The sequence below is a fragment of the Aeromonas enteropelogenes genome (genome assembly GCF_020097295.1).
Taxonomy (GTDB): domain Bacteria; phylum Pseudomonadota; class Gammaproteobacteria; order Enterobacterales; family Aeromonadaceae; genus Aeromonas; species Aeromonas enteropelogenes.
Window position 1 is genome coordinate 1906825 of sequence record NZ_CP083625.1, and the last position, 25482, is coordinate 1932306.

26 protein-coding genes are annotated in these 25482 nt (G+C 61.9%); 17 read left to right on the forward strand and 9 right to left on the reverse strand.

What is annotated here, in order from left to right; all coding sequences use genetic code 11:
* Positions 1-266: 266 nt before the first annotated feature.
* A complete protein-coding gene (locus LA321_RS08950) occupies positions 267-743 on the forward strand; it encodes a L,D-transpeptidase family protein (protein ID WP_026457107.1) in 477 nt (158 codons plus the stop codon).
* 84 nt (positions 744-827) lie between these two features.
* Here LA321_RS08950 and LA321_RS08955 read toward each other — a convergent pair whose 3' ends face one another.
* The 5 genes from LA321_RS08955 to LA321_RS08975 form a co-directional block, all read right to left on the reverse strand.
* The gene (locus LA321_RS08955; protein WP_082043381.1) at positions 828-1274 is read right to left on the reverse strand and encodes an ion channel; all 447 of its coding nucleotides are present in this window, start codon (positions 1272-1274) and stop codon (positions 828-830) included.
* Positions 1275-1350: 76 nt separating this feature from the next.
* Entirely contained in the window at positions 1351-2382 is a 1032-nt protein-coding gene (locus LA321_RS08960) for a DUF2955 domain-containing protein (RefSeq protein WP_042070483.1), read from the reverse strand.
* A 34-nt stretch (positions 2383-2416) separates the two neighbouring features.
* Positions 2417-3544, reverse strand: coding sequence for an HlyD family secretion protein (locus LA321_RS08965; protein WP_042070481.1), 1128 nt, complete (start codon positions 3542-3544; stop codon positions 2417-2419).
* Between the two features lie 18 nt (positions 3545-3562).
* Positions 3563-5092, reverse strand: coding sequence for an efflux transporter outer membrane subunit (locus tag LA321_RS08970; protein ID WP_082043380.1), 1530 nt, complete (start codon positions 5090-5092; stop codon positions 3563-3565).
* Positions 5082-6212 carry an AI-2E family transporter gene (locus LA321_RS08975; RefSeq protein ID WP_042070480.1) on the reverse strand — a complete coding sequence of 377 codons (1131 nt, stop codon included), beginning with the start codon at positions 6210-6212 and terminating at the stop codon, positions 5082-5084. Before LA321_RS08975 ends, LA321_RS08970 begins: the two co-directional genes overlap by 11 nt.
* Before the next feature lie 532 nt (positions 6213-6744).
* Here LA321_RS08975 and LA321_RS08980 point away from each other — a divergent pair.
* The 5 genes from LA321_RS08980 (at position 6745) to LA321_RS09000 (ending at position 10791) form a co-directional block, all read left to right on the forward strand.
* A complete protein-coding gene (locus LA321_RS08980; RefSeq protein ID WP_042070478.1) occupies positions 6745-7467 on the forward strand; it encodes an AzlC family ABC transporter permease in 723 nt (240 codons plus the stop codon).
* Between the two features lie 2 nt (positions 7468-7469).
* Positions 7470-7802 (forward strand): AzlD domain-containing protein, encoded by a 333-nt coding sequence (locus LA321_RS08985; RefSeq protein WP_042070476.1) that lies wholly within the window; start codon positions 7470-7472, stop codon positions 7800-7802.
* A gap of 124 nt (positions 7803-7926) precedes the next feature.
* A complete protein-coding gene (locus tag LA321_RS08990; RefSeq protein ID WP_042070475.1) occupies positions 7927-9453 on the forward strand; it encodes a YjjI family glycine radical enzyme in 1527 nt (508 codons plus the stop codon).
* Positions 9454-9464: 11 nt separating this feature from the next.
* Positions 9465-10355: a YjjW family glycine radical enzyme activase gene (locus LA321_RS08995; RefSeq protein ID WP_042070473.1), complete on the forward strand. Its 891-nt coding sequence runs from the start codon at positions 9465-9467 to the stop codon at positions 10353-10355.
* Positions 10356-10467: 112 nt separating this feature from the next.
* Positions 10468-10791 (forward strand): DUF1820 family protein, encoded by a 324-nt coding sequence (locus LA321_RS09000; RefSeq protein ID WP_026456223.1) that lies wholly within the window; start codon positions 10468-10470, stop codon positions 10789-10791.
* Between the two features lie 47 nt (positions 10792-10838).
* On the opposite strand, the gene LA321_RS09005 is transcribed toward LA321_RS09000, so the two are convergent.
* The 3 genes from LA321_RS09005 to LA321_RS09015 all read right to left on the reverse strand — a co-directional run bounded on the left by LA321_RS09005 (position 10839) and on the right by LA321_RS09015 (position 13595).
* Complete coding sequence (locus LA321_RS09005; RefSeq protein WP_042070472.1) at positions 10839-11771, reverse strand: LysR family transcriptional regulator; 933 nt, start codon at positions 11769-11771, stop codon at positions 10839-10841.
* A 209-nt stretch (positions 11772-11980) separates the two neighbouring features.
* Positions 11981-13177 carry an amino acid aminotransferase gene (locus LA321_RS09010; RefSeq protein ID WP_042070470.1) on the reverse strand — a complete coding sequence of 399 codons (1197 nt, stop codon included), beginning with the start codon at positions 13175-13177 and terminating at the stop codon, positions 11981-11983.
* A gap of 142 nt (positions 13178-13319) precedes the next feature.
* The gene (locus tag LA321_RS09015) at positions 13320-13595 is read right to left on the reverse strand and encodes a metal/formaldehyde-sensitive transcriptional repressor (protein WP_026456226.1); all 276 of its coding nucleotides are present in this window, start codon (positions 13593-13595) and stop codon (positions 13320-13322) included.
* Between the two features lie 70 nt (positions 13596-13665).
* Here LA321_RS09015 and dmeF point away from each other — a divergent pair, with 70 nt between their 5' ends.
* The 5 genes from dmeF (at position 13666) to LA321_RS09040 (ending at position 19686) form a co-directional block, all read left to right on the forward strand.
* Positions 13666-14613, forward strand: a complete 948-nt coding sequence (dmeF, locus tag LA321_RS09020) for a CDF family Co(II)/Ni(II) efflux transporter DmeF (protein ID WP_042070469.1) — start codon at positions 13666-13668, stop codon at positions 14611-14613.
* 273 nt (positions 14614-14886) lie between these two features.
* Positions 14887-15894: a Fe(3+) ABC transporter substrate-binding protein gene (locus tag LA321_RS09025; protein WP_042026684.1), complete on the forward strand. Its 1008-nt coding sequence runs from the start codon at positions 14887-14889 to the stop codon at positions 15892-15894.
* 39 nt (positions 15895-15933) lie between these two features.
* Complete coding sequence (locus tag LA321_RS09030) at positions 15934-17559, forward strand: ABC transporter permease (RefSeq protein ID WP_042070467.1); 1626 nt, start codon at positions 15934-15936, stop codon at positions 17557-17559.
* Between the two features lie 97 nt (positions 17560-17656).
* Positions 17657-18691: an ABC transporter ATP-binding protein gene (locus LA321_RS09035; protein ID WP_042070466.1), complete on the forward strand. Its 1035-nt coding sequence runs from the start codon at positions 17657-17659 to the stop codon at positions 18689-18691.
* An 89-nt stretch (positions 18692-18780) separates the two neighbouring features.
* The gene (locus LA321_RS09040; protein WP_042070465.1) at positions 18781-19686 is read left to right on the forward strand and encodes a Dyp-type peroxidase; all 906 of its coding nucleotides are present in this window, start codon (positions 18781-18783) and stop codon (positions 19684-19686) included.
* A gap of 99 nt (positions 19687-19785) precedes the next feature.
* On the opposite strand, the gene argR is transcribed toward LA321_RS09040, so the two are convergent.
* A complete protein-coding gene (gene argR, locus LA321_RS09045) occupies positions 19786-20256 on the reverse strand; it encodes a transcriptional regulator ArgR (RefSeq protein WP_005340378.1) in 471 nt (156 codons plus the stop codon).
* Between the two features lie 202 nt (positions 20257-20458).
* Between argR and LA321_RS09050 the strand changes: the two genes are divergently transcribed.
* From LA321_RS09050 to LA321_RS09075, 6 genes are all read left to right on the forward strand, one after another.
* Positions 20459-21199 (forward strand): ATP-binding cassette domain-containing protein, encoded by a 741-nt coding sequence (locus LA321_RS09050; protein WP_042070463.1) that lies wholly within the window; start codon positions 20459-20461, stop codon positions 21197-21199.
* Between the two features lie 24 nt (positions 21200-21223).
* Entirely contained in the window at positions 21224-21961 is a 738-nt protein-coding gene (locus tag LA321_RS09055; protein ID WP_042070462.1) for a transporter substrate-binding domain-containing protein, read from the forward strand.
* Positions 21962-21964: 3 nt separating this feature from the next.
* A complete protein-coding gene (gene artQ, locus LA321_RS09060; protein WP_042070460.1) occupies positions 21965-22615 on the forward strand; it encodes an arginine ABC transporter permease ArtQ in 651 nt (216 codons plus the stop codon).
* Positions 22616-22618: 3 nt separating this feature from the next.
* Entirely contained in the window at positions 22619-23281 is a 663-nt protein-coding gene (artM, locus tag LA321_RS09065) for an arginine ABC transporter permease ArtM (protein ID WP_042026678.1), read from the forward strand.
* A 221-nt stretch (positions 23282-23502) separates the two neighbouring features.
* A complete protein-coding gene (mdh, locus tag LA321_RS09070; RefSeq protein ID WP_042070459.1) occupies positions 23503-24438 on the forward strand; it encodes a malate dehydrogenase in 936 nt (311 codons plus the stop codon).
* A 356-nt stretch (positions 24439-24794) separates the two neighbouring features.
* Positions 24795-25400: a tetratricopeptide repeat protein gene (locus LA321_RS09075; RefSeq protein ID WP_042070457.1), complete on the forward strand. Its 606-nt coding sequence runs from the start codon at positions 24795-24797 to the stop codon at positions 25398-25400.
* Positions 25401-25482 lie beyond the last annotated feature (82 nt).

Here is a 25482-nt window from a genome sequence, read left to right on the forward strand (position 1 = left end):
GAAGAGTCGAATTCTTATCTTCGCCGATCATCGGTGTGGGGGCTAGCTGGAATTGCACTCGTATCTTGTTGTTTTAATTATTAATTAATAAAAAATAAACAGGCAGCTCAAGGAAAGGCACTGCGGGGACGCAAGATATGTTTATCTGACATATTGAGTATTGATGGCGATCCAATATCATGGCGCTCGCTTGCCAGTTGGCTGGCGAGATTCAGATGATGAGATCAAACGCAAAAGCCCGCACCAGAGGCTTGCCGAGGGATGGAATGAGAGCCGTATTGCTGTGTCTGTTGGGGCTTTGGCCCGCATTGAGTTTTGCCACCCTGTCTGCCGACATGGTGGTGGTGAAGAAATCCACCTATAGCCTGACCCTGATGAAGGATGGCAAGGAGGTGAAACGCTACTGGATCGCCCTGGGGCCGGCCCCCATGGGACACAAGCAGCGAGAAGGGGATCAGCGCACACCGGAAGGGCGCTACACCCTGGACTACAAGAAGACCAACTCCGGCTTCTACAAGGCCATTCATATCAACTACCCGAACCTGCAGGACATCCAGCGTGCCAATGAGCTGGGGGTCAATCCGGGTGGCATGATCATGATCCACGGTCAGCGCAACAACGTGGGCAACGTTAGAGTACAGCCCTCCAACTGGACCAACGGCTGCATCGCCATGCTGAACCACGATCTGGATGAGATCTGGGATGCCATCGAACCCGGTACGCCCATCGTCATCGAGCCCTGATCTGGGTTGAGACAGGTAGAAATACAAAAACGGCAGACCCTGAGTCTGCCGTTTTTTATTGCCATTTTTTATTGAAAAACAGCCTTACTTCAACCGGTTGGCGTTGTTGAGCTGGGTCTTGATCAGCGCTTGCAGCACGGCCATCAGGGCCGCCCCCGTCATGCCGAACATCAGCACGCCATTGGCCGCCTCCAGCGGCCCCAGCATCTTCCACTGCTGCTGCATCACTATGTCGCCATAGCCGAGTGAGGTGAAGTTGACCCCGGAGTGGTAGACGGCCTCATAGATCTGATCGAACTGGCCAAGGCCGAGAAACAGCAGGCCCCAGATCATGATCTGGATGAAATTCCCCAGCATCAGCAGGACCATCACCACCAGCAGGGGGCCGACGCCACGGCCCAGCCAGCCCGGGGTGGGGTTGTTGTGGACCTGGTTGATATAAAAACGCACCGCCCGAAAGGTCAGGCTGGCTTGCAGGACAAGGCAGATCAGCATGGTAGGCAATCCCACCAGCAGGTTCATCAGCATCATGGGTGGCCCTCATGGTTGGTTGGATCAAACGGGATGGCGGTCCCGGGTATCGGGCCCGCCAGTAGTGACATCATCGTCATGGTTGAGGCTCCCCGGGGATCATCGCGATCCCGTTTCTGCGCCCCGCCCGCCAGCGCTCCAGCACCCAGATGGCACCCCAGGCGTAACAGGAGACCAGGATAAACAGGGCGAGCCGGAACAGGGAGGCCTGCATCACGTCCTTGCCGTTGGCGCTGTCCTGGATTGCCGGCCCCAGCAGGATGATCACCGTCATCAGGGCGTTGCTCCAGAAGGAAGCGGGCAGACGGCTCGGCACTATCCGGAACAACCGACGGCCGAGCCAGAGGCAGATCAGCATGACCCATAGCATCAGCATCCAGAGGCTGGGCAGCAGGGCCAGGCCGAACCAGGCGAGAGCCGCGATCAGGGCGCCCATCAGGGTCGAGCCCACCAGCTCCTTGCCGGCGTTGCGCGCCTGGGTGGTGCAGGCCTGCTGGCTCAGCGCCACCGTCTTCATAATGGCGGCCAGATAGTGGGCCGGATCCTGCAGCGCCATCACCAGCACGGGCAGCACTATGATGACGGCGCGTAGCGCCACCCAGCCAGCATTGTCCGGACTGAGGTGTTCGGGTTTGGGGAGGGGGGCCCCCTCATCCGGAAACAGGTTGTGGGAGACCGAGCTGATGAAGGCTCCCAGTATGATGCCGATCGCCAGTGCCTGGATCACCACGAAGGCGAGGGCCTGGCTTGCCGAGCCGGCCACCGGGATCAGGGTGAGGGTGGCCACGAGCAGCAACAGCAGCGGGTTGCCGTTTTTCAGCCCCAGATAGAAGAGGCCGAACAGCAGCAGGGCGATCAGCAGCATGGCGCTGGTGCCATAGTGCTGGAGCAGGGGCACCATCAGCACGCCGGTGCCCATCAGCACCATGAGTGCGCCCCCTATCATCAACCCCTTCATGGTGGAGAGTGGCGGGCCCGGCTTGCACAGCAGCATGATCACCACCAGGCTGCTGAGGTGTGGCAGGGGCAGCGCCAGGCCATAGGTGATGAGGATGCACAGCCCCATGCCCAGGGTCAGCCTGAGGATTGCCTTGTCGGCCCTGTGCATCAGCCTCTTCCTCGCTGGTTCATGACGGGCACGCTCAATAGAGATAGGAGAGCAGGCTCATCAGCCTGATGAAGAGGGCTCCCAGGCCGTTCATCAGCCAGTTGTCGCCACTGTAGACCAGTACTTCGGCCTGGCCGCCGACCCGGATCCCCTGCAGCCGGGCCAGCTCCTCCTTGTCGAACTCGATGGCCACCGGGAAGCGCTGGGCCTGGCGCAGCCAGTCGCGGTTGTTCTGCACTGTGGGCAGGCTGCCCGCCGCCGTCTGGTTGCCGGCACTGACCCCGTTGCCCAGGCTGCGGATCCGCCCCTTGAACACCTGACCCGGCATCACATCCAGCACGATGGCGACCTCGTCGCCCTGTTTCAGATTGCCCAGGTTGTTCTCCGTCATGTCGGCGCTGATCCAGACGTCGTGGATGGCGATCAGCGTCATGGCGGGAGCCCCTGCCGAGACAAACTGGCCGACGTCGGTACGCAGATCCGTCACCAGCCCGCGGGAGGGGGCGAGCACCCTGGTGTGGGCGAGATCCAGCTCGGCCTTCTCGATGGCGGAGCGGGCACTCATCAGCTGGGAGTTCTTGTCACCGCTGTTGCCGGCGGCCTCCTTGGCCTGGATCAGGCTGGCCTCGGCCGCCTTGACCTGGCTCTGGGCCTGTACCCTTGTGGCGCGGGCCACTTCGAGGCGGCGCACCGAGATGGCGCCCGGATCCTCGGCATAGAGCCGCTCCTGGCGATTGGCATCCTGTTCGGCCTTGAGGCGGTTGGCCTTGGCTGCCTGGAGCGAGGCCTCGGCGGCGGTGACACCGGCCGAGGCGGCGTTGACCGAACGCAGCACCGAGTCGTAATCGGATCTGGCCCGTTGCAGCGCTATCTGGTACTGGCTCGGATCGATCTCGAACAGGGGCTGGCCCTGGGCCACGTCGTCATTGTTCTTCACCAGCACCTGCTGCACCTGGCCGGAGACCTGGGCGGCGATGGGAACCACGAAGGCCTGCACCCTGGCCTGTGAGCTGTAGGGAGTCAGGCGATCGGCGGCAAAATACCAGAGCAGGCTCAGGCCGATGAGGGCGAGCAGCAGCTGGGTCGCGACGCGGCTCCCCTTGCCCGCAGGGGCTGGGGGAGCAGACGGAGTGGGTTGGGAAGGCTGGGGATCTTGGCTCATGGTCTTCTCGTCATCACATTAGGGGGCACGGGCGGCGGGCAGGGGATCGGTCAGCATGGGGCCCCAGTCGCTGCGCGATTGCATCTCCTGGCGGCTCTGCTCGTCGAGCAGGGGACGAGTGCGTCCCTGCTGCCAACCGCCTCCCATCGCCTTGTAGAGGGAGATCAGGCTGAGCATCACGTTGCCGCGGCTGCTGACCAGTCGCTCCTGCTGACTGAACAGGGCGCGCTGGGAATCGAGCACCCGCTGGAAGTCGGCCATGCCCTCACGGTAGCGGATATTGGCTATCTCGAGGGAGCGGCGGGCGGCCTGCTCCGTCTGCTCCAGCAGCACTATCTGCTCTTCGTTTTTGGCAAAGCCGATGGCGGCGTCGTCGATCTCGCGGGCCGCAGTCAGCAGGGTGCTCTGGTAGCTCTCCTTGAGCTGCTGGAAGCGCGCATCCTGCACCAGCACGGCATTGCTGAGCAGGCCATGGTCAAACACATTCCATTTGAAGCTTGGTCCTATTCCCCAATCCAGGGTGGTACTGCTGCCGGAGAGTGAGGTGGCCGAGAGGCCGAGGGATCCCAGCAAGGTCAGGGAGGGGTAGAGCTCGGCCTCGCTGACGCCGATCAGGGCCGACTGGGCCGCCATCAGCCGCTCGGCACTGCGCACATCGGGGCGACGGCGGATCAGATCTGCCGGCAGCTCGCTGGCCAGCTGCAGGCTGGCGTGCGGGATTTTGCCAGTGTTGTCGCTCATCTCGGGCAGGGGGCCAGGGGCGCGAGCCAGCAGGGTGCTCAGGGCATTCTGGCTCTGCCGCAGACTGGCCTCCAGCGCCGGGATCCCGGAGAGGGTGCTCAGGTACTGGGTCTTGGCCTGCTGCACGTCCAGCTCGTCGCTGTTGCCGCTGCGAAACTGCTTCTGGGTGATCTCCAGACTGCGCTGTTGCAGGCGGGCGTTCTCCCGGGAGATCTGCAGCCGCGCCTCCAGGGTGCGGATGTTGACGTAGAGAGTGGCGACCTGGGCGGCCATCAGGACCTGGATGTCGTCGTACTGGGCCAGGGTCGCAAAGTAGCTGGCATCGGCCGCTTCAATGCTGCGCTGGAATTTGCCCCAGAAATCGATCTCCCAGCCGAGGTTGGCCCCAAGGTTGTAGCTCACGAAATCGGTGTTGGGGCCATCCCGCACCTGGCCGACCGGCATGGCGCTGCCGCTGACCTGCTGCAACTGGGGATAGCGGCTGGCATCTGCGATGCCGAGCTGGGCCCTGGCCTCCAGGATGCGCAGGCCGGTGGCGCGTACGCTGTGGTTCTTGCTGAGCGCTTCCTGCACCAGAGCGTCGAGCACGGGATCCTGGAACTGGGTCCACCACTGGTCGTTGGTGTCGGCAAACGAGTTTCCCTTGACCTGGCCGAGGGAGCCCCCCTGCCAGGTGTCGGCGGCGCCTCCCCCGGGTTTGACATAGTCCGGCCCCAGCGTGGTACAGGCGCTCAGCAGCAGGCTGCCGAACAGGGCGACCCCGAGGGGCGCCCTGTGATGAAGGTGACGGCTTGGCTTAGAGGGCATCTTGCGGCTCTGCGGCTTGGTTGTCGCCACCCTGGGGGGCGAGGTGGTGCCCGGCCACCCAGGACATGAAGACCTGATAGCCGATGGCGAGCAGGGTGGCACCGACAAACATGCCGAGGATGCCGCTCGATACCATGCCGCCCAGGGCGCCCAGCAAAATGATCGGCATGGGGGCGTCGACACCGCGTCCCAGCAGGATGGGCTTGAGCACGTTGTCAGCCAGGCCGGAAGCCACCAGCATCACGGTGTAGATGATGGCCGGCACGGTGGCGTAGTCGCCGCTGCTCCAGATGTAGATGACGGCGGGGATGAAGATCACTGCGGCCGGGATCTGGGCGATGCCGAGGATCAGGGCCACCAGGGCGATAAGGCCGGGTGCCGGGATGCCGGCGATGGCGACCGAGAGACCCAGCAGGATGGCCTGGATAAAGGCGACCCCGATCACCCCCATGGCCACGGCGCGAATGGTAGCGGTGCAGAGGGTGGCGAACTCGTCACCCCGGGCATCGCCCATGACGCGGGTGGAGATGGCCTTGGCACTCTGATGGCCCGGCATGCCGTAAGCCATGATGATGCCGGCGATGGCGAAGGAGAGGATGAACTGCAGTATGCCGGTCCCCATGCTGGCCACCATGCCGAGCGCCGTCTTGGCGATGTTGCCAATCTTGGGCTGCATGCTCTGGATAAAGGCGGGCAGATCGGTCGCCGCCATATGCCAGGCGGCATAGAGCTTGTCACCTATGACAGGCCAGCCCGCCACCGACTCCTTGGGCAGGGGGAGTTGCAGGGTGTTGTTCCTCATGTCGTGGATGAGGCTTGTGATGGTGTCGGCCAGCGAGCTGGTCAATATCGCCGTGGGCACCACGATCAGGGCTATGCCTCCCAGCACCAGCAGGGTCGCCGCCCGGCCCTGGCGATTGCCCAGTCGTGCCGCCAGACGCTGGTGAGCGGGATAGAGGGTCACGGCCAGGATCAGGGCCCACAGCATCAGGGTCAGGAAGGGAGAGAAGATCCCGTAGCAGATGATAACCAGGGCCAGGATCAGTCCCGCCTTGATAAGTACATCCAGCAACTTGTTAAACAAGCGGCGTTCCAGTTCCGGGTTGGTATCGTATTGCATAGCGGGCTCTCACGGTGAAAGTGAAGTCGGATTTATCTCATAGGGGGTTATTTTCAGCGGGGCATTTTTAAATTCACTAGCTGTCCCCAAGCTTAACCAGCTAACTATTTATAAAAACAAGGCAATTAAATGACATTGTGTATCAATGCATTACATGGCTACTTTGGAGTGTCTCACATTTTGATGAATATCAAATATCCCCCTTTTATATACGCTAGTCATTATTTGAATATAGAGCCTGATGATTAATTAGAAAGTTTAATAAGTGGTGTTATTTATATTTTTCAGAATAAAGCTTTGCTCATTTATGGTTGTTAGCTGAGTTATCAGTATCTATTTCTGCGGCGCGTCTTGAAGGGCGTGGAAAATATTTTTTGCATCCTCCATGACAGAAATCATACCGGTTATGGGCAGGGGGGGGCCGGGCAAGCACGACGTGCTGGCATTGACAGAGTCATCACTTGCGACAGAAGTTAGCGTTTCTGCGCGGCTATGGTAGCTTGCTGGTTTTGTTCGGTTGTGGAAAACAGATATGGACGTCAATCCTGCAGCGCTGTCTGGCGGTGCTTCTCGCCTGTCCCGAGTGCGCTGGTGGCAGGCGACACTCGATATTTTGCCCCTCTCCATCTCGGTCATCCCCTGGGGGATATTGTGCGGCGCCTTGGCGCTGCAGGTCGGGTTGAGCCCGCTGCAGGCCCAATGCATGTCGCTGCTGGTCTATGCCGGCGCGGCCCAGCTTTCGGCCACCACTTTGTTCGGGGCGGGCACGCCGCTGCTGCCCATCATGGGGTCAACGATTGTCATCACCTCCCAGCATCTGCTGTACGGCTTTACCTTTCGCCGTGACGTGCTGCCGCTCTCCCTGCGCTGGCGCGCGAGTCTCGCCTTCTTTCTGACCGACGAGATGTTCGCGGTGGCGCTCAAGGACAGGGAGCACAACGGGCGCTTCGACCCCGCCTATGCCCTGATCGCGGGTTTCGTCTTCTATCTGTTCTGGAATCTGGCGACCCTGCTCGGCATCGCCGCCGGCCAGTACATCGACGGTCTGGATCAGATGGGACTGGATTTCGCCATCGCGGCCACCTTTATCGCCATGACCATCCCCGCCATGAAGAACCTGCCCATGGTGGCGGCGACCCTGGTGAGCGGATCCATGGCGCTGCTCACCAAGCCGCTGTTGGCGGAGGTGTACATCATCGTCTCGGCCCTCTCCGGCATGGTGGTGGGATACGTGCTGCACCGGATGAGGAGATAAGCATGACCTGGCTGATGATAGGCCTGCTGGCCCTGATCACCTTCTGCAACCGCTTCGCCTTCTTCTCGCGCCTGACCCGTTACCAGCCCGGTGCCGAGATGGGGGCCTTCCTCAGCTTCTCGGCCCAGTCGGTGCTGACTGCCATCTGGTTGCCCATCGTCTTCAGCTACGAGCCAGGGCAGGGGATCTCCTGGGATCCCGACTATCTGGCCGCCACCCTGCTGGTGACGGTTCTGACCCTGCTGCGGCTGCCGACCCTGGTGGTGGTCGTGGTCGGCATGGGGGGCTTCTTCCTGCTGCGCTGGCTGGGGGGCGTGGCAGTGCTGTTGTCCTGATGGCGAAAGGGGCGTGATCTCGCATGGCGGATGTCCTTTATTGACATCCGCCATGTTGCCAATGTCACTTCAAAAAAGGCCTTCAAAGGATAAGGATATGGTGTCATCTGTATAGGAGCGCCCCATGTCTTTCACCCAAGCCTGCCAGCGTATCGTCCGTGATCCCCTGCTGTCACCAGCCCAGAAGAGCCACGCCCTGGCGCTGGCCGCCGAAAATGCCCTGCCGTATCCCGACCTGCCCGAGGCGGTAAGCGAGGCGATGGCGCAGGGGGTTATCTGCGACATGTTCGAAGGGCATGCTCCCTACAAACCGCGCTATGTGCTGCCCGACTATGAACGTTTCCTCCGTCAGGGCTCCGCCTGGCTGGAGCTGGCCCCGCCACAGGACTTTGACGAGGCACTCGATGCCCTGCGCATCCTTTATCATCATGTTCCCTCCGTCACCGGCATGCCGGTCTGGCTGGGGCGGCTCGATCACCTGCTGCTGCCTTTCGTTGGCGGGCTGGATGACGATGCGCTCTATCGCAAGCTGAAAGCATTCTGGATCTATCTGGATCGGGTGCTGCCGGATGCCTTCATGCACGTCAACATCGGCCCTGATGACAACCGTCTCTGCCGCCTGATCCTGCGCATCGACGGCGGGCTCAAGCAGGTGGCGCCGAATCTGACCCTGTTCCACGATCCTGCCGTGACGCCGGATGCGCTGCTGTTGCAGGGGGTGAAGAATATCGCCAATTGCAGCAAGCCCCATATTGCCAACTACCCGATCCACAGCGCGACCTTCGACGAGCGCGGTTTTGGCATCGTCAGTTGCTACAACGCCCTGCCGCTGGCCGGTGGCGCCAACACCCTGGTGCGACTTTCCCTCAAGCGGGTGGCCGAACAGGCGCAGGGGATAGACGATTTTCTCGGTTGCCTGCTGCCCCACTACTGTCGCCTCGCCTCCCAATTGATCACGGCGCGCGCCGCGTTTCTGCACAGTGAGTCCGGCTTCTTCGACAGCTTCCTGATCAAGGAGGAGCTGCTGGAAGAGGGGCGCTTCGTCCCCATGTTTGGCATCTATGGCATGGCGGAGGCGGTCAATATCCTGATGGACAAGGAGAATCTGCCGGATCGCTACGGCCGTGAGGAGGAGGCGAACCAGCTCGGCTATCGCATCTCTGCCCAGCTCGCCCGTTACGTGCAGGAGACGCCTCAGCCCCACGCCTGGCGCGGCCATGCGCTGCTTCACTCCCAGGGCGGTCTCAGCGTGGATGTGGGCGTGACCCCGGGAGTGCGCATTCCCTATGGTCAGGAGCCGGATCCCGCCAGTCATGTGCTGGCCCTGGCGCCCCATCACGGCTTCTACCACTCGGGGATCAGCGAGATCCTCACCCTGGATCCCACCATTCGCCAGAATCCGCAGGCGTTGCTGCAGCTGTGCAAGGGGGCACTCGCCATCGGTATGCGGGAGTTCACCGCCAACGTGGCGGACAGCGATCTGGTGCGGGTGACCGGCTACATGATCCGCAAAAGCGATGTGGCCCGTTTTGCCGAAGAGGGCTCGCGCCTGCAGACCACCTGTCTCGGTGCCGAGGCGAGCGAGGTGACCGCCATCCGCCAGCGGGCGCCGCGGGTCATCGCCCATGAGGCGCTCGTCAGCGAACTGTGAATGGCGGCGACATGAAAGATTGCGCCAGGCAGTGCAGCGCCCGGGTCAGCCGGGTGTTGCCCTTCTCCTGTGTCGACGGGCCTGGCAACCGCCTGGTGCTGTTTCTGCAAGGGTGCAATTTCAACTGCCCAAGTTGCCACAACCCCCACACCATAGGCTTGTGCGATCACTGCGGTGACTGCGTGCCAGGTTGCCCAAGCGGGGCCCTGACCCTGAATGAGGGCAGGGTGAGCTGGCAGGCGGCGCTTTGTACCGATTGCGATGCCTGTCTGGATATCTGCCCCCGTAGCGCCAGCCCCAAGACCAGCATCATGACGGTGGCCGAGGTGCTGGCCCTGCTGCGCCGCTATGGCCCATTGCTTACCGGCATTACCGTCTCCGGCGGCGAGGCGACGACCCAGCTCCCTTTCGTGATCGCCCTGTTCACCGCCATCAAGCAGGCGCAGGATCTGGCGCACCTGACCTGCCTGCTAGACAGCAATGGATCTCTGGCGGAAACCGGCTGGCGGCGGCTGTTGCCCGTGCTCGATGGCGCCATGATCGATCTGAAGGGGTGGCGAGAGTCGGTACATCTCTCCTTGACCGGCTATGGCCGCGAGCGGGTGCTGACCTCGCTGCAACTGCTGGCGGAGGAGGACAAGCTGGCCGAACTGCGCCTGCTCCACGTGCCGGGGCGCAGCGATTTTCTCGATGGGCAGGGGGAGCTGGCGCCTGACCTGGTCGCCTTCTTGCGGCGATTGGGATCTGTGCCCATCCGCCTCAACGGTTTTCGTCACCACGGGGTGCGCGGCGAGGCACGAAACTGGCCGCAGGCATCCCGCAGCGAACTGGTCTTGCTGGCCAATCGGCTCACCGGGATCTGTTTGGGGCCAGTCTCGTTGCCAGCCCTGATGAGTGAGTAGTTATCCGGTTCTGCCGGGCAGGATAAAGGCTGCAACTGTGATTTCTGTCTATTGGTCGGGGAGCCGGACGGCGGCTAGAATATTGGCCATTCTCCCTCAATGACAGATAATCATGAGTGAAAGCAAGGCGTTATATCGGGTTCAGTTCATTTGCCACAGCGAGCGCTATGAGGTGTATGTGCGCGAGGTCAATCAGGGGCAGCTGTTCGGCTTTATCGACATTGCGGATTTTGTCTGGGACACTCACTCGGCCCTCATCGTCGACCCCAGCCACGAGAAGCTCAAGAGCGAATTTGCCGATGTGCGCCACACCCTGATCCCCATGCACCAGGTGCTGCGCATCGATGAGGTGCAAAAACAGGGGGCTGCCCGCATCACCGAGCTTGGCAACAACGTCTCTCCCTTCCCCGGTCCCATCTATACCAAGCGTCCCTGATAGCCGGGTTCATGTTTCGCCCAGCCTGAATATGACTTGCCGCCCGCTCAGGGCGGTGAGAGATCCCGCCCCAGCGCCAGGATCCGTTGCCGGAACCAGTTGCGTGCCGAACTCTCTCCGGTCGGGCCATACCACACCAGGCTGTGGCTCACCTTGCCGTAATCGAACGGGGCGGGACGCAGCGCCAGATCCGCCTGCTTTGCCATGTGGGCGGCCCAGCCGCCGACGGCGGTGAGGATCAGATCCGTCCCGGGCAGCAGGGCTGCCGCGCTGGAAAAATCCGGCATGGTGGCGCCAATTTGGCGCCTTACCTGCTGCTGGGCGAGGCTCTGCTCGAAGAAGGGATTGGCCAGTTCGCTGTCGCGAATGGCGATATGGCGCCAGCTCAGGTAGGCGTCGAGGTCCCAGTGTCGCGCCAGGGCCGGGTGATTTCGGCGCAGCAGGCAGACGAGCTTCTCTTCTCGCAGGGTTTCCCATACCAGCCCGGATTGGCGGGGCGGGGGCTGGCTCTGATCATGGGGCAGGATCACGAAATCGAGCTTGCCCGCGACCAGCGCCTCCAGCCCCTGTTCATCCTTGTTCCAGATCTCGGGAACCAGCCCGGGCACCTCCTGCATCAGCTGGCCCAGAATGGGGCCGACCGGCCAGGTCATCATGCTCTCCCGCATTCCCAGGCGCAGGGTACCCTGCCACTGTAGAGGGTCGAAGGCGTTTTGCTGGGTCAGGCCGCTCAGCTCGCTCAGCAGCCGGTGCAGGGTAGGCGCCAGCCGTTCGGCGAAGGGGGTGAGCAGCAACTGGTTGCCCTGGCGGTAGAGCAGCTGGTCACCGAGCAGTTCCCGCAACTGGTTGAGGGTCTTGCTGACGGTGGAAGGGGTGGTGCAGAGTCGCTCGGCGCAGCGGGTGACGCTCTGGCAGTCGAGCAGCAGGTGCAGGGTGACCAGATGGCGTCCTCCCAATCGGGACAGGGCAATCAGATCCATAAAGGCTCCTGAAAGAGGATGAAAGCGAAAAGAATCGACAAGCTGCCTACGGTACTGGCGAGCGCCAAGGTTGGGAAGTCAATTCGGGGTGACCGGATGGCGTACTCACGTTTGGGCGGGAGAGGGCAATCAGGTATCTGATGACTTCTGAAGCTGCATAAAGCGGGCAGGGGACAAGAAAAAGCCCCGCCAAAGCGGGGCTGACGGGATTAGCCCTGGAGCACGGCGGCCATGGCATCGGCCACATAGTCGACGTTGCGGCTGTTGAGGCCGGCCACGCACATGCGACCGGAGCGCACCAGGTAGACGGCGAACTCCTCGCGCAGGCGGTCCACCTGCTCCGGTGTGAAACCGGTGTAGCTGAACATGCCGCGCTGGTTGATGAAATAGCTGAAATCGCGGCCCGGCACCTTGGCGCTCAGCACTTCATAGAGCTTCTGGCGCATTCCCTTGATGCGGGTGCGCATTTCGGTCACCTCATCGACCCACATGGCGTGCAGCTCGGGCTGGCTCATCACGGCTGCGGTGATCTGGCCGCCGTGGGTGGGCGGGCTGGAGTAGTTGCGACGCACGGTGGCCTTCATCTGGCCCAGCACCCGGCTTGCCTCTTCGGCGCTCTGGCAGATGACCGACAGGCCGCCGCAGCGCTCGCCGTAGAAGGAGAGGTTCTTGGAAAACGAGTTGCTGACGAAGAAGCTGACGCCGGCGGCGACCATGGCGCGAATGGCGTAGGCATCCTCCTCCAGGCCGTCGCCGAAGCCCTGATAGGCGATATCCATAAAGGGGATCAGCTGGCGTTCAACCACGAGCGTGATGACCCGATCCCACTGGGCGCGGGAGAGATCCACCCCGGTCGGGTTGTGGCAGCAGGGGTGCAGCAGCACGATGCTTTGCGGCGGCAGCTGGTTCAGACAGTCGATCATGGCGTCGAACTGCACGCCGCCGGTGGCCGCGTCGTAGTAGGGGTAGTCGTGCACCTTGATGCCGGCCCCCTCGAACATCGCCTTGTGGTTGTCCCAGGTGGGGTCGCTCACCCACACCTCGGAGGTCGGGAAGTAGCGCTTGAGCAGATCGGCGCCGATCTTGAGGGCGCCAGAGCCACCTATGGTCTGGATGGTGGCGATCCGCCCCGCCTTGACCGCCTCGTGGTCAGCGCCAAACAGCAGGTGCTGCACGGCGGTGCGGTAGTTGGCGGCACCCTCCATCGGCTGGTAGGGACGCGGTGCCGGTGCGGCGGCGCGCTGGGCCTCGGCCTGCTGCACCGACGGCAGCAGCGGGATGCGCCCCTGCTCGTCGTAATAGAGACCGATCCCCAGGTTCACCTTCTGCTCACGGGTGTCTTTGTGAAAGGTCTCGACCAGGGTCAGGATGGGGTCGCCAGCGTAGGCGTCGACGTGTTCAAACATGGGGGGTCCTTGCGAAATAAAATCCAGATGATGGCGATCAATGATCGGCGGTCATCATGGCGTAAAGCGGGCGAGGGCTCAAGCCCGGCGCACGTGGGGATGGCGGCTTCAGGCGATCATTTGCGGGCCGGGGGCTTCCCGATTATTTCAGGTAGGATCGCAGGACGCTGACCACCTGGTCGAGATCTTCCATGCGCTCGGCCGGAGTGGCTTCTGCGGCGCCGAGATGCTCGCGCATATGGCCCTCCAGCACCTCCAGCATCAGGCCGTTGACGGCGCCGCGAATGGCCGCGATCTGCTGCAGGATGGCGGCGCAGTCGCTCTCCTGCTCCAGGGCATGCTCCAGTGCGCTGGCCTGGCCCTTGATGCGGCGAACCCGCGTCAGCAGCTTCTTCTTGCCGTGAATGGTGTGTGACATCAGGATCCCCTCGATCGATAAAACTATACTGGGGTATAGTATATGGCATGTCCCGCATCAGGAGAAATCCATGTCACCCCTCGCCTCGTCCCACTGCTATCAACCCGTCATTCACGAGGGGAATCCGCTCGCCGAACGCAAGACCCGCTGGGCCGTGCTGCTCACCGTCATCATGATGGTGGCCGAAATCGGTGGCGGCTGGTGGTTCAACTCCATGGCCTTGCTGGCCGACGGCTGGCACATGAGCTCCCACGCCCTGGCGCTGGGGCTGTCGGTGCTGGCCTATCGGGCGGCGCGCCACTTCGCGCGGGATCACCGCTTCTGCTTCGGCACCTGGAAAATTGAGGTGCTGGGGGGCTTCACCAGCGCCCTGATGCTGGTGGGGGTGGCCATGCTGATGTTGGTGGAGTCGGGGGAGCGGCTGCTCCACCCGAGCGAGATCCACTACCAGCAGGCGATCGCCATCGCCCTGCTGGGCCTGCTGGTCAACCTGGCCTGCGCCTGGCTGCTCAAGGACGACCACGGCCATCACCATCACGGCCATGATCACCACGGTCACGCCCATCATGGCCACGATCACCATGAACATCACGGTCATAGTGATCTGAACCTGCGCGCCGCCTATATCCATGTGCTGGCGGACGCTGCCACCTCGGTGCTGGCCATTCTGGCCCTGGTGGGGGGCATGTTGTGGGGAGCCGACTGGCTGGATCCCGTGATGGGCATAGTGGGGGCCGGTCTGGTGGGGGTTTGGGCGGTCGGGCTGCTGCGCCAGACCGGGCGGGTGCTGCTGGACGCCGAGATGGACGACCCCGTGGTGGCGGAGATCCGCGAAGTGATCGCAGAGCTGCCCGATACCGAGATCCGCGATCTCCACGTGTGGCGGGTGGGGCAGGCGCAGTATGCCTGTGTACTCTCCCTGCTGATGGCGGCGCCTCTGCCAGCCGGGCAGATCCGCGAGCGGCTCGCCATCCACGAAGAGCTGGTGCATGTGACCATAGAGGTCAACGGCCATTGAGCCTCAAGGGGGTCATCGGCCCCGCATCCCAACCGCGACCACCAGGTTGCGGCACTGGGGACGCGAGTGTGCCACCTCTTCCTCTCTCCTGATTTGTTGCTGGAAAGCCTCCTGTGGACGGAGGCTTGTTCGCCGCAGAGTGATTCGCCCGCATTATTCATCCTGATTTAAATATGTGACTCCACACATCTGGTCGGCCTTGATTCCAGGGTGGGTAATATGCAGAATGCAAACGGCAATAGTTCTCACTCTAACTACCTCAAGGAATGGATGATGAAAATGAAGATGTTGGCACTGGCTTTTTCTGCGTTGGCGGCTCAATCGGCTTTTGCTGCAGGGGAAGTGAATGTCTACTCCAACCGCCAGGATGAGCTGATCAAGCCCATCATCCAGCAATTCGAGAAAGAGTCGGGCATCAAGGTCAATGTGGTGTTCGCCAAAGAGGGTCTGAACGAGCGTCTGGAGCGGGAAGGCAAGCTCTCCCCCGCGGATCTGATGCTGACCGTCGACATCAGCCGGCTGACCGATCTGGTGGACAAGGGCCTAGTGCAGCCGGTAGACAGCAAGATCCTGCAGGAGAACATCCCCTCCATCTATCGTGATCCGGAGAACCGCTGGTTCGCCCTGACCACTCGCGTGCGCGCCATCTATTCCAGCAAGGAGCGCCTCGGCAAGCTGGACACCATCAGCTACGAAGATCTGGCAAAACCTGAATTCAAAGGGAAAATTTGTACTCGCAGCGGCAAGCATGAGTACAATGTGGCCCTGGTCTCCTCCATGATCGCTCATCACGGCATGGCGGATGCAAAAACCTGGCTGGAAGGGGTCAAGGCCAACCTGGCTCGCAAGCCGCAGGGCAACGACCGGGATCAGGTCAAGGCGATCAAGGATGGCATCTGTGATGTCTCCCTGGGCAACAGCTACTACCTGGGCGCCATGCTGAAGGATCCGGCGCAGAAGTCCTGGGCTGATGCTGTCTATATCAACTTCCCGAACCAGGGGGATCGCGGTGCCCACGTCAACGTGAGCGGCGTGGCCATGACCAAGTATGCCAAGAACAAAGAGGCTGCCCAGAAGCTGATGGAGTTCCTGGCCGGTGACACCGCCCAGCACATGTATGCTGACGTGAATGCCGAGTATCCGGTCAAGGCCGGCGTCGAGCCTTCCGCCATGGTCAAGTCCTGGGGCAGTTTCAAGTCTGACCCCATGCCGGTCAGCGATTACGCCAAGCACCGCAAGGACGCCTTGCAACTGCTGGATGAAGTGAAATTCGACTTGTAATCAGATGGGGCCAACGGCCCCATCAACATCTGTGGACACATGAAAAATTTTGGATGGATTACCGGCAGCTGGGCCACCGCCCTGCTGCTGGCTTTGCCGGTGCTTGCCCTCGTCTTCTCCGCCTTCTCGGCTGACGGAGATCTGTTTCGCCATCTCGCCGATACGGTGCTTCCCGCTTATCTTGGCAATACCCTGGGGCTGGTTATCGGGGTGGTGCTGCTCAGCCTGCTGTTCGGCGTGCCCACCGCCTGGCTGGTGGCCATGTGTCAGGTGCCGGGGCGCCGTGCCCTGCAGTGGGCCTTGATGCTGCCCATGGCTATGCCCTCCTACATAGTGGCTTATGTCTACACGGATCTGCTCGACTACTCGGGTCCGCTGCAGGCGGGGCTGCGCACCCTGTTTGACTGGCAATCCCCCGCCGATTACTGGTTTCCGGCCATCCGCTCCCTCGGTGGCGCCGCCTGGGTGCTGGCGCTGGTGCTGTTTCCCTACGTTTATCTGCTGACCCGCGCCTCCTTTCTGGAGCAGTCGGTCAGCCTCATTCACTCCAGCCGTCTGCTGGGCTGCACCCCCTGGCAGAGTTTTCGCCGCCTCAGCCTGCCGCTGGCGCGCCCGGCCATCATGGTGGCCGTCTCTCTGGTAGCGATGGAGACCCTGGCCGATTTTGCCACCGTCCACTTCTTTGCCATCAACACCCTGACCACGGCGGTCTACGACACCTGGCTCGGCTACGGCAGTTTGGCTACCGCCGCCAAGCTCTCCTGCCTGATGCTGCTGGCGGTAGTGCTGCTGATCGCGCTGGAGCGTCGCTCCCGCCAGCGCCAGCAGGTGTTCCAGAAGTCGATGGGTCACGAGCAGCCGCTGCGCTACCCGCTCAAGGGGATGCGGCGTTGGTTGGCTGCGATCTGGTGCTGGGGGCTGGTGCTGGCCGGTTTCGGCCTGCCGTTCGTTATCCTGCTGGATTATGGGGTGCGTTACTTCGAACTCTCCTGGACGCCGGAGTTTGTCCGCTTTGCCGGCAACAGTCTGTTCATCTCGGCGCTGACCGCCCTGCTGGCCATGGGGATCGCCCTGCTGCTCGGCTTCTTCCGCCGCCTCGATGGTGGAGTCAAAAGCCTGCTGCCCCTGCGCATCGCGGCCATGGGCTACGCCATGCCGGGCACCGTGCTCGCCATCGGCGTGCTGGTGCCGCTGACGGCCCTCGATTTTGGTATCAACGATCTGGCCGAGTGGCTCGGCCGTCAGGGCCCGGGCCTGCTGCTGACCGGTACCCTCACCGCCATCGTGTTCGGTTATCTGGTGCGCTTCGTGGCCATCGCCATCGGCTCGGTGGAGAGCAGCATGGGCAAGATCTCCCCCAGCCTCGACATGGCTGCCCGCTCCCTGGGACAGGGAGATGGCGGCATGCTGCGGCGGGTGCATCTGCCGCTGGTGCGCCGCGGCCTGTTTGCCGGTGCCATGCTGGTGTTCATCGAATCCATGAAGGAGCTGCCCGCCGCCCTGCTGCTGCGGCCGTTCAACTTCGATACCCTGGCGACCCATGTCTACCAGTTCGTGTCGGACGAGATGCTGGAACGGGGGGCGCTCGGCGCCATCGTCATCGTGCTGGTGGGCCTGTTGCCGCTCATCTGGGTCAACCGCAGCCTGGATGGCCCGGGCCACTGACCCCGAAAACATGTTATAAACAGCGCCACCCCGCACTGGCGCGGATGGTCGACCGGCCACGGCCGGTTTGAGTCAAAAGCATATGAGGATGTAAGTCGTGTCTTGCCTGCAGGTTGAGAATGTCAGCTGCCGTTACAACGGTCGCAATGTGCTGGAACAGCTGTCCCTGACGGTGGCCGACAACGAGATCGTCTGCCTGCTGGGGGCGAGCGGTTGTGGCAAGACCACCTTGCTCAAGGCCATCGCCGGTCTGATGCCACTGGCAGAGGGGGCGATCCGCCTGGGCGACACCCTGCTGGACGGGCCGGGGGCGAGTGTGCCGCCCGAGGCGCGCAACATCGGCATGATCTTCCAGGATTACGCCCTCTTCCCCCATCTGACGGTGGCGGACAACGTTGGCTTCGGGCTGACCCGGCTCGATCGTTCGGCTCGCCAGCAGCAGGTGGAAGAGGCGCTGGCGCTGGTCAACCTGCAGGGGCTGGGGGATCGCTATCCGCACCAGCTCTCCGGTGGCCAACAGCAGCGGGTCGCCATCGCCCGCGCCCTGGTGTGCAAACCCAGGCTGATGTTGCTGGATGAACCCTTCTCCAACATCGACACCCAGGTGAGGATGAAGCTGATCCTCGAGATCCGCGCCCTGCTCAAGCAGCAGGGGATCGGCGCCATCTTCGTCAGTCACAGCAAGGAGGAGGCGTTCGCCTTCGCCGATCGACTGGCGCTGTTCCGGGCCGGTCATATCGAGCAGGTGGGCCAGCCGGAGCAGCTCTACCGCCGCCCGCAGAACCGCTTCGTGGCGGAGTTTCTCGGTGGGGTCAACTATCTGGCCGCCGAAGTGGTGGACAGCCACTGCGTGCAGACTGCACTCGGCGTGGTGTGCGGCACCGAGCCCCACGGTCGGGCGGTGGGCGAGCGGGTGCAGCTGATGCTCAGGCCCCAGCAACTGTCGCTGGAGGCTGCGGTCGGTGGCGAGTTGAAAGTGCTGGAACAGCAATTCCTCGGCCACCACTGCCGGGTGATATTCGACATCCAGGGGCAGCGGCTGGAGGCGAGCATAGGCGAACCTCTCGCCGGTGAGCGGGCGCGGGTCAACATTGCCCCCCATGCGCTGGTGCTGTTTGATCCATTGCCGTGACAGACCTGATATCGTTGTGAAATCAAGGAACTGACCCGATAGCGGTTTATAATCGCGCCATGCCCATTGCCCATACAGGGGAGAGATACATGAAAGCCCAAGCCGGGATCTGTGCAGAGCCGAATCTGCATGCCCTCTATCTGATGTTCAATCGTACCGGTGATGCAGCCGAGCTGGTTGCCCGTCTGGCCAGGATGCCTGCCCTGTGGGAGGCCGTCGCCGCCGATTTTCCCGATGCCGGTTTCAGCGGTCTGGTCGCCGTCGGCGCCGATGCCTGGGATGACCTCTATCCCGCTGCCCGTCCTCCCCAGTTCCGCGGCTTCATGGCCCAGTCTGCCAATGGTCAGGAGGCACCCAATACCCCGTTTGACTTGTTCGTCCAGCTGCGTGCCGATCGGGTCGATGTGCTGCATCACGCCGGTCAGCGCGTGATGGCGCTGCTGGCCGGGCTGGTGGAGCTTGCCGAAGAGGTGCGCGGTTTCCGTAATCTGGATTGTCGCGATCTGACCGGTTTCGTCGACGGCACCGAGAACCCGCAGGATGACCACAGGGCCGAAGTGGCGCTGATCGACGGTGGCGAATTTGCCGGTGGCTCCTACGTTCACGTTCAGCGCTGGGTACACGCCATGAGCGACTGGGAGAAGCTGGCCCTGAAGGATCAGGAAGACATCATCGGTCGCACCAAGGCCGACAACATCGAATACGAGTCGGCCGACAAGCCGCTGACCTCCCACATCAAGCGGGTCAACCTCAAGACTCCGAAGGGGGAGTCCATGGAGATCCTGCGCCAGAGCATGCCCTGGGGCACCATGACCGAGCAGGGGCTCTACTTCATCTCCTGCTGCCGCACACCGTTGCACTTCAACGCCATGCTGGCCAGCATGTACAAGGGGGAGGGCAGCCACTTCGACCATCTGCTGCGCTTCACCAGGGCGGTGACAGGGGCGGCCTTCTTCGCGCCATCGGTCGACTTTTTGCTGGCCCGGGGCCGTTAAGTCCGAGCTGGCAACAAACCCGAATCAGCAGAGAGTGCAGATAACAAAAATCCCGGCCTTGGCCGGGATTTTTCGTTCAGGTCGGGTCGTCAGGCCTGATTAAGGGGTCTGTTCGAACAGCTCGAGGGCGGAGAGATAGAGCTCTTCGATGTCGGTATCGCTGGTGGGGGTGATGAAGATGGTGTCATCACCGGCGATGGTGCCGAGGATCCCTTCTGCCTTGCCGAGGGAGTCGAGCAGACGAGCGATCAGCTGGGCCGCACCCGGACTGGTGTGGATCACCACCAGGGCGCCGTTGTGGTCGACGTCCAGCACCAGGTTCTTGAGCGGGCTGGAGGTGGTGGGCACGCCCAGTTCCACCGGCAGGCAGTAGACCATCTCCATCTTGGCATTGCGGGTGCGAACGGCGCCGAAGCGGCTTAGCATGCGCGATACCTTGGACTGGTTGATGTTCTCGAAGCCCAGCTCTTGCAGGGCGGTAACGATTTCTGCCTGGGAGCCGAATCGCTCTTCTTTCAGCAAGGCTTTAAAGGCCTTGGCCAGTTTTTCTTGCTTGTCGTTGTGTTTCATCTTGGTCTCACGAATGAGGAGGTGTAGCGGCCTGCGAGAGGGCAGGCGGCAGATACGAACAGCGCGGCCATTTTGCATTCATATGCCGATTTTTGCAAGGAAGCGGCGCTTGTTCTGCATATTGATTCAAAAATGGCTTGCGTGAGCCTTGATAAGGGGTAGAATTAGGACGAAATTTTGCAAATTTATTCAATTTGGTTGTATGGGTATTGAATTAGTCGGTATCGAAAAATCCTGGCACAAGGTGCCGGTGTTGCAACAGGTCAGTTTCCGGACCGCTCCCGGCGAGACCCTGGTATTACTGGGGCCGAGCGGCGCGGGCAAGAGTTCCCTGTTGCGTATGATGAATCTGCTGGATACGCCGGATGCCGGTGTGCTGCGCATTGGCGAGAGTGAATTTTCTTTCCCGAGCACTCTGTCTGCCGCCGACTTCAATCGCCAGTCACAACTGTTGCGGCGCAAGGTGGGCATGGTGTTCCAGCAGTACAATCTGTGGCCCCACCTCACGGTCATGGAGAATCTCATTGAGGCTCCGGTCAAGGTGCTCGGCATGAGCAAGGCGGCGGCCATCGAGAAGGGGGCCTATCTGCTGGCCCAGCTGCAACTGGCCGACAAGCGCGATGCCTGGCCGGCCCGTCTCTCCGGTGGTCAGCAGCAGCGGGTGGCCATCGCCCGCACCCTGATGATGGATCCGGAAGTCCTGCTGTTTGACGAGCCGACGGCGGCGCTCGATCCCGAGATCACCAAGGAGGTGGCCGAGATCATCCGCAACCTGAGCCAGACCGGCATTACCCAGGTGGTGGTGACCCACGAGGTGGAATTCGCTCGCAAGGTGGCCAGCCAGGTGATCTATCTGGAGAAGGGGCGCATCATAGAGTCAGGTAGCGCCGCCATTTTCCAATCTCCGCAAACCAGCCGGTTTGCCGAATTCTTGATGCATTGATATTGAGTCGATAAGGAAGCTGTCATGAAAAAGAGTCTGTTGCTGGTTGCCGCCATGGGGCTGTTGAGCACCCAGGTGCTGGCGCAAGAGATCAAGTTCGCTACCGAGGCCACCTATGCGCCGTTCGAATATCTGGACGAGAAGAACGAGTTCCAGGGGTTTGACATCGATCTGGCCCGCGCCATCTGTGCCCAGGCCAAGCTGGAGTGCAGCTTCCACAACCAGGCCTTCGACAGCCTGATCCCCAGCCTCAAGTTCCGCCGCTATGATGCCGCCATCGCCGCCATGGACGTGACCCCGGAGCGGGCCGCTCAGGTCGACTTCTCCGACATCTATTACGAGAACTCGGCGGTATTCGTGGCCAAGAAGGATGCCTTCAAGCAGCCGGAAGAGATGGTGGACAAGACGATCGGCGTGCAGAATGGCACCTCCCACCAGTCTTATCTGGTGGACAACTGGGTCGGCAAGGGGTTGCTCACCGTGCCTTACGCCAGCTATCAGAGCGCCTTCCTCGACATGATGAATGGCCGCACCGACGGGGTCTTTGCCGATACCGCAGTCGCTGCCGACTGGCTCAAGCAGCACAAGGACTACGCCGTGGTCGGTGAGCCTGTGACCGATGCCAAGTACTTCGGTACCGGCTTTGGCATCGCGGTGGCCAAGGGCAACCAGGAGCTGCTGACCAAGCTGAACAAGGGGCTGGCCGACATCAAGGCCAACGGCACCTATCAGAAGATCTTCGACAAGTACTTCGCCCAGTAAGCCATGTTGAGCCTGTTGTTGGACGCAGCCTGGATGACCCTCGGGCTGGCCTTGGCATCACTGGTCGGGGGTATGGTGCTGGCGCTGGCGTTCAGCGCCGCCGAGCTCAGCAAGCTCCGTTGGCTGGTGTGGCCGGTGGCCACGCTCACCACCCTGATACGCGGTCTGCCCGAGCTGCTGGTGGTGCTCTTCATCTACTTCGGCTCGACCCAGGTGCTGTTTCTCATCACAGGTGAGTATGTGGAGTTCAGCCCGTTCGCCTGTGGCGTGCTGGCGCTCTCTCTGCTGTTCGCCAGCTACGCGACCCAGACCCTGCGGGCGGCACTCAATGCGGTGCCCGCCGGGCAGCGGCTGGCGGCGCTGGCGCTGGGCCTTGGCAAGGGCCACATCTTCTTTCGCATCGTGCTGCCCCAGGCCTGGCGCCACGCCCTGCCGGGGCTGGGCAACCAGTGGCTGGTGCTGCTGAAAGACACGGCCCTGGTCTCCCTCATCGGGGTCAACGAGATGATGCGCCAAGCCCAGATGGCGTCGGCCAGCACCTATCAACCCTTCACCTGGTATGCTGCCGCCGCACTCATCTACCTGGCCATCAGCCTGGTGAGCGAATACGGCCTTGGCCTCGCGGCCCGTTATACCCGCCGCTACGGAGGCTAATCGATGCAAGAGTATCTCGTCACCCTGCTGGGGGGGCTGCTGACCACCCTGGAGCTGACCCTGTTCAGCCTGCTGCTCGGTATCACGCTGGCGCTGCTGATGACCTGGGTGCTGGAGCGGCGCATCCCGCTTGCGACCCAGTTGGTGCAGCTGTGGGTGCTGATCTTCACCGGCACGCCGTTGCTCATCCAGATCTTCCTCATCTACTACGGGCCCGGCCAGTTCGAGTGGCTTAAACAGAGTCCGCTCTGGCCATTGCTCAAGCAGCCCTGGTTCTGTGCCGTGCTGGCACTCGGCCTGAACACGGCTGCCTATTCGACCCGCTTGTTCAAGGGGGCACTCGACGCCATTCCGGCTGGTGAGGTGGAGGCGTGCCGCGCGCTGGGGTTTTCGGCGGGGCAGACCCTGTGGATGAAGGTGCGTCATGCGGCGCGGCGACTGGTGCCCGCCTACTCCAACGAGGTGATCCTGGTGCTCAAGGGCAGTTCGCTGGCCAGTACCATCACCATCATGGACATCATGGGGCTGGCCCAGCGTCTCAACGCCCAGACCTATGACACCCTGGCGGTGTTCGGCGTCGCGGGTGCCCTCTACCTGACCATGAACGGATTGTTAACAATTGGTTTTCGCTGGTGTGAACGGCGAGCCCTCGCCTTCCAGAGCTGAAACCAGTCAATCTACCTCTTTGTGGTGAGGGGTGATGCAGGAAATCTGTGCTTCCCCTCCAATTTTTCGCATTTTTCCCCATTTTTATTCGCCGCCTGTCTTCTGGTTCACATAACCCGTTATTGCAACTGTTATCAGATTGTTTTTTATGGGGGGATCCATTAAGGTTGGGCGCACAACAACAAACAACCTTAAACCTACGCTTAAACATGGAGTTGATCATGAAAGTTGCCGTTCTGGGTGCCGCTGGTGGCATCGGTCAAGCCCTCGCTCTGCTGTTGAAAAATCGTCTGCCTGCCGGTTCCGAACTGAGCCTGTATGACATCGCTCCCGTGACCCCGGGTGTTGCCGTTGATCTGAGCCACATCCCCACCGACGTGGCCATCAAGGGCTTCTGCGGTGAAGACCCGACTCCCGCCCTGGCCGGTGCCGACGTGGTGCTGATCTCTGCCGGTGTGGCGCGCAAGCCGGGGATGGATCGCTCCGATCTGTTCAACATCAACGCCGGTATCGTCAAGAATCTGGTAGAGAAGTGTGCGGCGACCTGCCCGAAAGCCCTGATCGGCATCATCACCAACCCGGTCAACACTACCGTCGCCATCGCCGCCGAAGTGCTGAAAAAAGCCGGTGTCTATGACAAGCGTCGCCTGTTCGGTGTCACCACTCTGGACGTGATCCGTGCCGAGACCTTCGTGGCCGCCGCCAAGGGCCTGAATGTCGACAACGTGCGTGTCAACGTGATCGGTGGCCACAGTGGTGTGACCATTCTGCCGCTGCTCTCCCAGGTTGAAGGGGCTTCCTTCACTGCCGAGGAAGTGGCTGCCATGACCAAGCGTATCCAGAATGCCGGTACCGAAGTGGTAGAAGCCAAGGCGGGTGGCGGCTCCGCAACCCTCTCCATGGGCCAGGCTGCCTGCCGTTTCGGTCTGTCGCTCATCAAGGGTCTGAAGGGCGAAGCCAACGTCATCGAGTGCGCCTATGTAGAAGGCAACGGCGAGCACGCTACCTTCTTCGCCCAGCCGGTGCTGCTCGGCAAGAACGGTGTCGAGACTGTGCTGGACTACGGCAAGCTGAGTGCCTTCGAGCAGGAAGCGATGGAAGGCATGCTGGCTACCCTGAAAGCCGATATCCAGCTGGGTGTCGACTTCGTCAAATAAGCGGTTCATCCTCGCGCAAAGGGAGCTTCGGCTCCCTTTTGTTTTATTGGGCAAGGTGACAGGCTAAGGGGAGCGGGATTTTGGCCGATAACAGAGAGCAGCAGGAGATCCCTATGATGAAACCCCTTACGCTTCTTGTTCTGAGCATTCTGTTTACCTCGCCCTTGTACGGCGCCGAGGCGGTGTCGGCTGCTGCGCCAAGCGAGACGCCTGCTGTTGCTGCCGTGGCCCCTGCTGCGAGTGCCGCCGCGCCTGTTCCCTCCGCCGCGACCCCGAGTGCTCCCGTGTTGTTGCCGGCAGAACCCCTGCCGCCTGCGCCAACAAGCAGTGCTGCACCTACTTCAGCGGCCGCCCCCTTGCCACAGGCGACGCCGGCTCCGGCTCCTGTCGTGACGCCACTGTTGGTTGGCGAGTTGCAGGCGGTACCTCTCTATCGCCAGGACGAGCTGCTCAACTGGATTGAACAGGGGCGCCATCTCAAACAGGTCAAACAGGACCGCTGTCAGTTGACCCAGGATATCGAGGCGCGGGCCTCGGTGATGAAGATCCCGGCCTATCAGTTCCTGTGGGGCGATATGCTGGCCTGGGGAGTTTGCACCAAGTCCAATGCCGAGCTCGGGGTGCAATATATGTGGGAGGCAGCCAATCAGGGACTGGCGCCTGCGCTGGAACAGCTGGGTCGCTACTACTGGAAGGGGACGCTGGTGCAAAAGGATCTGGTGCGTGCCGAAACCCTGATGCGCGAGGCGGCCAGCCAGGGTTTTCTGCGGGCCAGGATCGAGTGGGTCGAGATGCTGCTGCAGGGGATGGGTAGTCCGCTTGACTACGAGGATGCCTACCGTTGGTTGCACGGCTCAGTGATAGGCGACAAGGCATTGCACCAGAAGGCGGCGAGCCTGCTGAAGCAGCTTGGCAACCGCATGCCCGCCAACGTGGTGGCTCGGGCCAAGGCCATGCACTGAAAAAATGACCCACGGATCTGCATCCGTGGGTTGGGAGTGGGAGGTTACCGTGCCGTGACCGGCTGGCTCCTCGTCAGGAGAA

What these genes read in the sequence shown, in the direction of transcription:
- LA321_RS08950 (WP_026457107.1), top strand. Translation starts at nt 267, where the DNA reads ATGAGAGCCGTATTGCTGTGTCTGTTGGGGCTTTGGCCCGCATTGAGT.
- LA321_RS08955 (WP_082043381.1), bottom strand. Translation starts at nt 1,274, where the DNA reads ATGATGCTGATGAACCTGCTGGTGGGATTGCCTACCATGCTGATCTGC.
- LA321_RS08960 (WP_042070483.1), bottom strand. Translation starts at nt 2,382, where the DNA reads ATGCACAGGGCCGACAAGGCAATCCTCAGGCTGACCCTGGGCATGGGG.
- LA321_RS08965 (WP_042070481.1), bottom strand. Translation starts at nt 3,544, where the DNA reads ATGAGCCAAGATCCCCAGCCTTCCCAACCCACTCCGTCTGCTCCCCCA.
- LA321_RS08970 (WP_082043380.1), bottom strand. Translation starts at nt 5,092, where the DNA reads ATGCCCTCTAAGCCAAGCCGTCACCTTCATCACAGGGCGCCCCTCGGG.
- LA321_RS08975 (WP_042070480.1), bottom strand. Translation starts at nt 6,212, where the DNA reads ATGCAATACGATACCAACCCGGAACTGGAACGCCGCTTGTTTAACAAG.
- LA321_RS08980 (WP_042070478.1), top strand. Translation starts at nt 6,745, where the DNA reads ATGGACGTCAATCCTGCAGCGCTGTCTGGCGGTGCTTCTCGCCTGTCC.
- LA321_RS08985 (WP_042070476.1), top strand. Translation starts at nt 7,470, where the DNA reads ATGACCTGGCTGATGATAGGCCTGCTGGCCCTGATCACCTTCTGCAAC.
- LA321_RS08990 (WP_042070475.1), top strand. Translation starts at nt 7,927, where the DNA reads ATGTCTTTCACCCAAGCCTGCCAGCGTATCGTCCGTGATCCCCTGCTG.
- LA321_RS08995 (WP_042070473.1), top strand. Translation starts at nt 9,465, where the DNA reads ATGAAAGATTGCGCCAGGCAGTGCAGCGCCCGGGTCAGCCGGGTGTTG.
- LA321_RS09000 (WP_026456223.1), top strand. Translation starts at nt 10,468, where the DNA reads ATGAGTGAAAGCAAGGCGTTATATCGGGTTCAGTTCATTTGCCACAGC.
- LA321_RS09005 (WP_042070472.1), bottom strand. Translation starts at nt 11,771, where the DNA reads ATGGATCTGATTGCCCTGTCCCGATTGGGAGGACGCCATCTGGTCACC.
- LA321_RS09010 (WP_042070470.1), bottom strand. Translation starts at nt 13,177, where the DNA reads ATGTTTGAACACGTCGACGCCTACGCTGGCGACCCCATCCTGACCCTG.
- LA321_RS09015 (WP_026456226.1), bottom strand. Translation starts at nt 13,595, where the DNA reads ATGTCACACACCATTCACGGCAAGAAGAAGCTGCTGACGCGGGTTCGC.
- dmeF (WP_042070469.1), top strand. Translation starts at nt 13,666, where the DNA reads ATGTCACCCCTCGCCTCGTCCCACTGCTATCAACCCGTCATTCACGAG.
- LA321_RS09025 (WP_042026684.1), top strand. Translation starts at nt 14,887, where the DNA reads ATGAAAATGAAGATGTTGGCACTGGCTTTTTCTGCGTTGGCGGCTCAA.
- LA321_RS09030 (WP_042070467.1), top strand. Translation starts at nt 15,934, where the DNA reads ATGAAAAATTTTGGATGGATTACCGGCAGCTGGGCCACCGCCCTGCTG.
- LA321_RS09040 (WP_042070465.1), top strand. Translation starts at nt 18,781, where the DNA reads ATGAAAGCCCAAGCCGGGATCTGTGCAGAGCCGAATCTGCATGCCCTC.
- argR (WP_005340378.1), bottom strand. Translation starts at nt 20,256, where the DNA reads ATGAAACACAACGACAAGCAAGAAAAACTGGCCAAGGCCTTTAAAGCC.
- LA321_RS09050 (WP_042070463.1), top strand. Translation starts at nt 20,459, where the DNA reads ATGGGTATTGAATTAGTCGGTATCGAAAAATCCTGGCACAAGGTGCCG.
- LA321_RS09055 (WP_042070462.1), top strand. Translation starts at nt 21,224, where the DNA reads ATGAAAAAGAGTCTGTTGCTGGTTGCCGCCATGGGGCTGTTGAGCACC.
- artQ (WP_042070460.1), top strand. Translation starts at nt 21,965, where the DNA reads ATGTTGAGCCTGTTGTTGGACGCAGCCTGGATGACCCTCGGGCTGGCC.
- artM (WP_042026678.1), top strand. Translation starts at nt 22,619, where the DNA reads ATGCAAGAGTATCTCGTCACCCTGCTGGGGGGGCTGCTGACCACCCTG.
- mdh (WP_042070459.1), top strand. Translation starts at nt 23,503, where the DNA reads ATGAAAGTTGCCGTTCTGGGTGCCGCTGGTGGCATCGGTCAAGCCCTC.